Here is a 6131-nt window from a genome sequence, read left to right as displayed (position 1 = left end):
CTTGTCCAAAAACAAAACCGAACCTTGCACGGTGGTAGGCGGCACGAGCAAGTGCCCCATGTGAGCACTTTTCAGCGCCATCACTTGCCAACCCACCACCGACGTGTCACCGCCATCGGCTTGTTGCGGTTGATAACGCCAACCTCCATCACGACATTGGGCGTAGACGATGAAATTGATTGACGCTTGGGCCGGCATGGCCAATTCGGGGTCGCCGGTCATCGCGTAAGCTTCACACAATGCAATCGACGCCAAGCCGTGCGAATACATCCCGTTTCCAGCACTCTCGGTCAAATCGAGCACGGGCATGCCGTTTTTCTTACCGAGTTTTCCGTTGCTGATCAGGAACTTGAGTCCACGATAGACGTTCTCGCGAAAGTCGCCTGATTTGTGGGTTTGGCCAGCGCCCATGAACGGCAATAACGCCATCGCGGTTGCGGCATTTACCGCACCGGCACGTTTCGGTTCGCCGGGATCACCACAGCGGTTGTTACAAGCGACGTTATGCTGGAACGACCAACCACCGTTGGGGAATTGGTGGCGTGAGAACCATTTCAGAGCTTCCGTGACGGCCGCTTCGCTACTGGCACTGCCTCCGTAATCACGCAGCAGCTTCTTTTTCATATCCGCGCTGCGGCTGCTCATCGGGGCGCCCGAGACGGACGACAACGTTTGCAGCGAAGTCGCGGCGGGAGCCATATCCGACGCCATCTCGCCCATGTCGATCGCCACTTCGGCAATTTCGATCGACTCGACCGACGTCGTCGGCTCAGGCATCTCGATTTGTTCGCTGGTGTCGACGGTTGTTTCGGTGATCTCTTCCATTTCGGCCACCTCGCCCGGATCGAGCTGCTCGATCGCAAACTCCTCCATTTCCGGACCCTCTTCGGCGGTGGCTGACGCCGACAATACGTTGATGACCTTGACCGGATCGGCGATCGAAACCAATCCAAGGACCAACAGAATGATGACGTGAACAAACGTGCTGACAGCCCAAGCGGGCATGGCGTTGAAGATCAAAAATCGCCGTCTCGAATTCGGCTCCTCATACACATCATCCTCGACCATCGCGTTGGAAATGAGCGGGTCAGAAGGATGAAGTTGATCTGGATCGGTGACAGACGCCATGGAAATCGCGTTCCCTACGTTTCAATTAACTGACATGAAATAGCGGAATCGAGCCGGATGATGAAGATGCCGCGAGAAGTCGGCGTCGCTTACATAAGAGGCTTGTTCCTCTTTTAGTATAAGCGAAACAAGGGAATCCAACCGACCATCACCCCTAGTTTAATTGCAGGATGGCCAACGTCTGCATCTTCCTGCTGCTCTTGATCAAGAATAGCGTTTGGGGGCCTGTTGTACTCACAAATAGACCCGTACTCACAAATAGACCCGATGTGCGGTATGCAAGAACGAATCAGCAGGCTTCGCACGTCATTGCGGGTGGTGAGGGCGTCTCTGTTGGGAGGGGTTGAGCATGCCGAATGCCATCTACTTTGGTAGCGGCACGGCGCTAGGGCCGCCCGGTTGTAGCGAGTAAAATGTTCGATATTTACCGGGCTTTACCAGGCGGCTTGCACCGCACCGCTACAAACGCGACCCGTGACAGCTCGATTTGCGTTTTGGCGAATGCACCCGCGGCACTCGCAGCGGTGCCCGTTTACGATTTTCGATTTTGCCAAGCCGATTGGGCTGCGGCTCGAACCTGATCGACGTCGACCGAGTGCTGTTTCGCCATCGCCACAGCGTCGTCGTCTTCGATCGCAAACCGCTCGCTGCCGCCGGGAATGACGACCACTTTGCCCCGCAGGGGGCCGAAATCGGTCGAGACGGTTTCGCTACGGCGGACCAATTTGCGGCGGTTTGACGTGTGCCGGCGGATCCCGATCGAGGAGGTGTGGGTGAACAAGATCGACTCGAGCTGAGCGACGTGTTCGGCTTCACACAGGGTCGTCAAAACGACGCCCAAACGTCCTTTCTTCATGACACATGGCGTTTGGAACACGTCCAGCGCCCCAACATCAAGCAACCGTTCGGCACAAAAAGCCAACGTTTGAGGCGACGCGTCGTCGATGTTGGTTTCCAGCACGACGACTTGATCGGTTTCCAGCGGATAGTCACGTGCGGCCTCCGGCGATGACCCCGCCACGCCATTGCGCTCGCCGAGCATGACTTTCAAAATGTTGGCCTGGGTCTCTAGGTCTTTGCTGCCTGCGCCGTAGCCGACCGCAATCGTACTCATCGAAGGGATCGAGCCAAATCGCGATGCGGTCGCTTTCAGGATCGCCGCTCCGGTCGGGGTCGTCAGTTCGGCCTGGACATCCGAGCTGGCGATCGGAATTCCCTTCAAAAGTTCGGCGGTTGCGGGAGCCGGAATGGCGACGCGGCCATGGGCGATCGTGATCGTCCCGGACCCGGTGGGGACCGCGGAAGCCTCGATCGATTCAATCCCCAGCGTCGTCATCGCCACGGCGGTGCCCACGATGTCGGCGATCGAATCGATTGCGCCAACCTCGTGAAAATGCACCTTTTCAATCGTCGAACCATGCACTTTTGCTTCGGCTTGCGCCAGTTCCAGGAAAATTTTGTGCGCCAGCTGCTTTGCTGCGGGAGAGATCGCATCGGCGCGATCGATCATTTCGGTGATGTGGTGCAAATGCCGATGCGCATGCTCGGGGGGATGGGCGATGTCGACTTTGATCGCTCGAAAGCCATGTTTTTTGACCGTTTGCGCCTGAATCGTGATTTCGCCGAGTCCCATCGAGCGGACAGCCGTTTCGATCGTGTTTGCGTCAAGTTCGCCGGTTTGGGCACCGATATCGATGAGAGCTCCGAGCGTCATGTCGCCGCTGATTCCGCTGAGACAGTCAAAGTAGGCGATTTTGGACATGGATTTCGAGTTTCCGAGGGCTTGGATGGCAGGAGGTTATTGCAGCTGAAACGCGAGAATGCGGCTGCGAAACGGCAGTGAATGGTCGATTCCAGCGGCAGCAGACAAGAGGATAGTAAAAAGAACCTGGCTTGTCGTCTTGGGATCCGCGCGGTTTGCCGTTGAAGGAAATATAGAAAACGCTATACTCCGCCCTCGCTAACGTAGAAAAATCGCTCCAGCACCCTGCTGTGCAGCGTGAACTGTAAAAAATAAACGAACGTCCGACGAGATCGATCCGATGAAAGTTGTCAGCAGTATCGGCGCCCTGAAGTACCGCCACCCCGATTGCCAAGTGGTCAAACGCCGCGGCCGAATCTATGTGATTTGCAAAAGCAATCCTAAATTCAAGGTCCGCCAAGGCGGTGCCAAGGTCAAAAAAGCTCGTCGCTAAACGCGTTTTGGCGTTTTCGCCATTCAATGCGCTGCCACGATCACCCAAAAGAACGACCGGATCCATTCCGGTCGTTTTTGCATGCGCGTTGGTTGATAGAGCTTGCGTGATCGGGGTCGGGGCGCCGTGACTGTCGTTTTCCAACGCTCCTTCACACCCCCCCACTTCCCAAAAACCCCAGTGCCTCACGATGACGGTCGTCCTGACGGAAGCTCCCGCAGACCTCGGACCCACCGATCCATTGGATATGTTGGTCGTCGCTCCCCATCCTGATGATGCCGAATTGGGCATGGGGGGGACAATTGCGAAGATGATTTCGCTGGGATGGCGTGTCGGTGTCTTGGATTTGACGACAGGCGAGCCGACACCCCATGGCAGTGAATCGCGGCGTCGGAGCGAAACGAACCGTGCCTCGGAAGCGTTGAAGTTAACGTGGCGAGGCAACGCGGGGCTCGAAAATCGTCGGCTTTTGCACACTTTGGAAACTCGCGAAGTGGTCGCCAGCTACTTTCGCGTGCTGAGACCGAAATGGGTGTTTGCTCCCTATTGGCAGGATGCTCACCCCGATCATGTTGCCGCCACCGACTTGATCGAAGCGGCGCGGTTTTGGGCCAAACTAAGCAAAACCGACATGCCGGGCGAGCCGTTTCACCCTGAGCGTGTCTTCTATTACTACTGCATCCACCTGCGATTGGCGATTCAGCCCAGTTGGATTGTCGATATCAGCGACCACTGGGACGCGAAACTCGCTTCGATCTCGGCTTACGAGAGCCAGTTTATTACGGGCCGAGACACGCAGCCGCCGACGATCTTGGATCGGCTTCGTGACGAGGCGTCGAATTGGGGGCGACTGATCAATCGTCGCTACGGCGAACCCTTTGCGACCAAAGAACCGCTGGCACTGAGCTCGCTGGAAAGCGTTCTCTAGACGCTCGATCAGAGCAACGCGGCGAAGCGTATTTGCGTAGCAACCTTCGCCATGATTCGTAGCTACCTTCGCCAGAAGGTGGTGAATCGCATCGGACGCCGACATCCATGCGCTGGCGAGCGTCTTTACGGCACGTCAATGTCATCCATTGCATCAATTTGGGGGTGCAGGGGATCGACCGGCCGAGTCAAAAATCTTCACGAATTCGCCTTTCGGCACGGTAACACGCGGTGGCCTTGCCAAGGTATATTGCGTGTGGATAGGAAGCTCGCGAACGCCACAACTTTTTTGGATGGGGTTCGCATCGGCCGATGGGTTGATGGAAACCCGTGGCCCCCCTTTTCCTTTTCAACTTCGACACTCTTCGTTCCTGTGTGTTTACCCATGCCTGTCAAAATGCAGCTCGCTCGGATTATTATTTCCGAACTCACTGAAAACCAAGTGATCTATCTTCAGGAAGAAGATGGAGATCGCGAGTTTCCGATCTTGATCGGCATCTTCGAGGCGACAAACATCGATCGCCGTGTGAAGGAAGAATATCATCCGCCACGTCCCTTGACGCATGATTTGATTGTGCGTGTCGCCGATTCGTTAGGCGCGAAGATCGAAAGTGTTGTGATCACCGATCTGAACGACCATACCTACTTTGCCCAGCTAAACCTTCGCAAACAGGATGGCGAAGTGATCACGATCGATTCACGGCCAAGCGACGCGATCGCGGTGGCGGTGACGTTCACTCCGGCGCTGCCGATTTACGTCAGCGAAAAGGTGCTCGAAGAAGCGACTTCGACGCCGTTCTAATGCATTGTCCAAACTGAAAATAAGGGTTTGACCGTAGCGGAGGTTGGTAAGACTTTCGCCCGTTCTCCCTTCTCGAATGAAACTCACGTACGCGTTCCGCTACGCTGAAAACAAATCTGGACAAAGCACTCGCAACATGGATCGACTCTCCACTCCCGAAGCAGCACGCGAATACGTGCTTTCCGCTCGCGGTAAAGGCCAGCGTGTTGGTATCGTGCCCACGATGGGGGCGTTGCATCAGGGACATTTGTCCTTGGTCGCCGAATCACAGAAACATTGCGACGTCACGATCGCCACGATCTTTGTGAATCCGACTCAGTTCGCACCGCATGAAGATTTGCAAAAGTATCCGCGAACACTCGAGCAAGATTGCGAGCTGTTGCAGTCGCAGGGAGCTGCGGCGGTTTTTGTTCCCGAAAGTTCCATGATCTATCCGCCGGGATTCAGCACTTATGTCCAACCGCCCGCAGTGGCTGCGTCGTTAGAGGGTGAGTTTCGTCCTGACCATTTCCGTGGTGTTGCCACGATCGTGATGAAATTGTTCCAAATTCTGCCTGGCACACATGCGTTCTTTGGGCGCAAGGATTATCAACAATTAAAAGTCATCGAGGCGATGGTGCGTGACTTGAATGTCGGCATCGATGTGGTCGCTTGTGACACCGTCCGTGAACCCGATGGCTTGGCGCTCAGCAGTCGCAACCGCTATCTCGATCCCGAGCAGCGGCAAATTGCCTTGCAGATTTCCAGAACGTTGCAAAACACACAGCGGCGGATCCAAGCGGGCGAGAAGGATGTCGAGACGCTGCAACACCAGATGCACTTGGAATTGCTGGGCGATGGTGACGCGGCAAAATCGGTGGACAAAATTGACTATGCCACGATCGTGGACGCCGATTCGCTGACTCCGATCCGGCAAATAGACGGTCCCGCAGTCGCCCTGATCGCTGCTTTTGTTGGTCCAACACGGCTGATCGACAATCTGCTGTTGTAGCCGCTTCTTTTAGAACCTGGGCTCGCCCATTGCTTGGCAAATAAGTTAGGCTTGGGCAACGACTACCCGTTCACTTTCAAAGCGTAAT

Annotated in this window: 6 protein-coding genes; 4 read left to right on the top strand and 2 right to left on the bottom strand. The window is 55.7% G+C overall.

Translation table 11 applies throughout. The features are described 5' to 3' along the window. On the bottom strand, positions 1-1128 hold a 1128-nt coding region (locus ABX962_RS27290), incomplete at its 3' end, for a prenyltransferase/squalene oxidase repeat-containing protein (RefSeq protein WP_372724152.1). A 532-nt stretch (positions 1129-1660) separates the two neighbouring features. Continuing rightward, positions 1661-2890 (bottom strand): nickel pincer cofactor biosynthesis protein LarC, encoded by a 1230-nt coding sequence (larC, locus tag ABX962_RS27285; protein ID WP_372724150.1) that lies wholly within the window; start codon positions 2888-2890, stop codon positions 1661-1663. Between the two features lie 280 nt (positions 2891-3170). Here larC and ykgO point away from each other — a divergent pair, with 280 nt between their 5' ends. From ykgO to panC, 4 genes are all read left to right on the top strand, one after another. Continuing rightward, positions 3171-3323, top strand: a complete 153-nt coding sequence (ykgO, locus tag ABX962_RS27280) for a type B 50S ribosomal protein L36 (protein WP_040763550.1) — start codon at positions 3171-3173, stop codon at positions 3321-3323. A 190-nt stretch (positions 3324-3513) separates the two neighbouring features. Beyond that, positions 3514-4251, top strand: a complete 738-nt coding sequence (gene bshB1, locus ABX962_RS27275) for a bacillithiol biosynthesis deacetylase BshB1 (RefSeq protein WP_372724147.1) — start codon at positions 3514-3516, stop codon at positions 4249-4251. A 384-nt stretch (positions 4252-4635) separates the two neighbouring features. Further along, positions 4636-5052, top strand: a complete 417-nt coding sequence (locus tag ABX962_RS27270) for a bifunctional nuclease family protein (protein ID WP_008690868.1) — start codon at positions 4636-4638, stop codon at positions 5050-5052. Positions 5053-5128: 76 nt separating this feature from the next. Beyond that, the gene (gene panC / locus ABX962_RS27265) at positions 5129-6043 is read left to right on the top strand and encodes a pantoate--beta-alanine ligase (RefSeq protein ID WP_372724145.1); all 915 of its coding nucleotides are present in this window, start codon (positions 5129-5131) and stop codon (positions 6041-6043) included. Positions 6044-6131 lie beyond the last annotated feature (88 nt).

Origin of the sequence: Novipirellula sp. (assembly GCF_041583735.1) — a bacterium.
In the GTDB taxonomy this organism is placed as follows: Bacteria; Planctomycetota; Planctomycetia; order Pirellulales; family Pirellulaceae; genus Novipirellula.
This window is presented reverse-complemented; position numbering and strand designations above follow the sequence as displayed.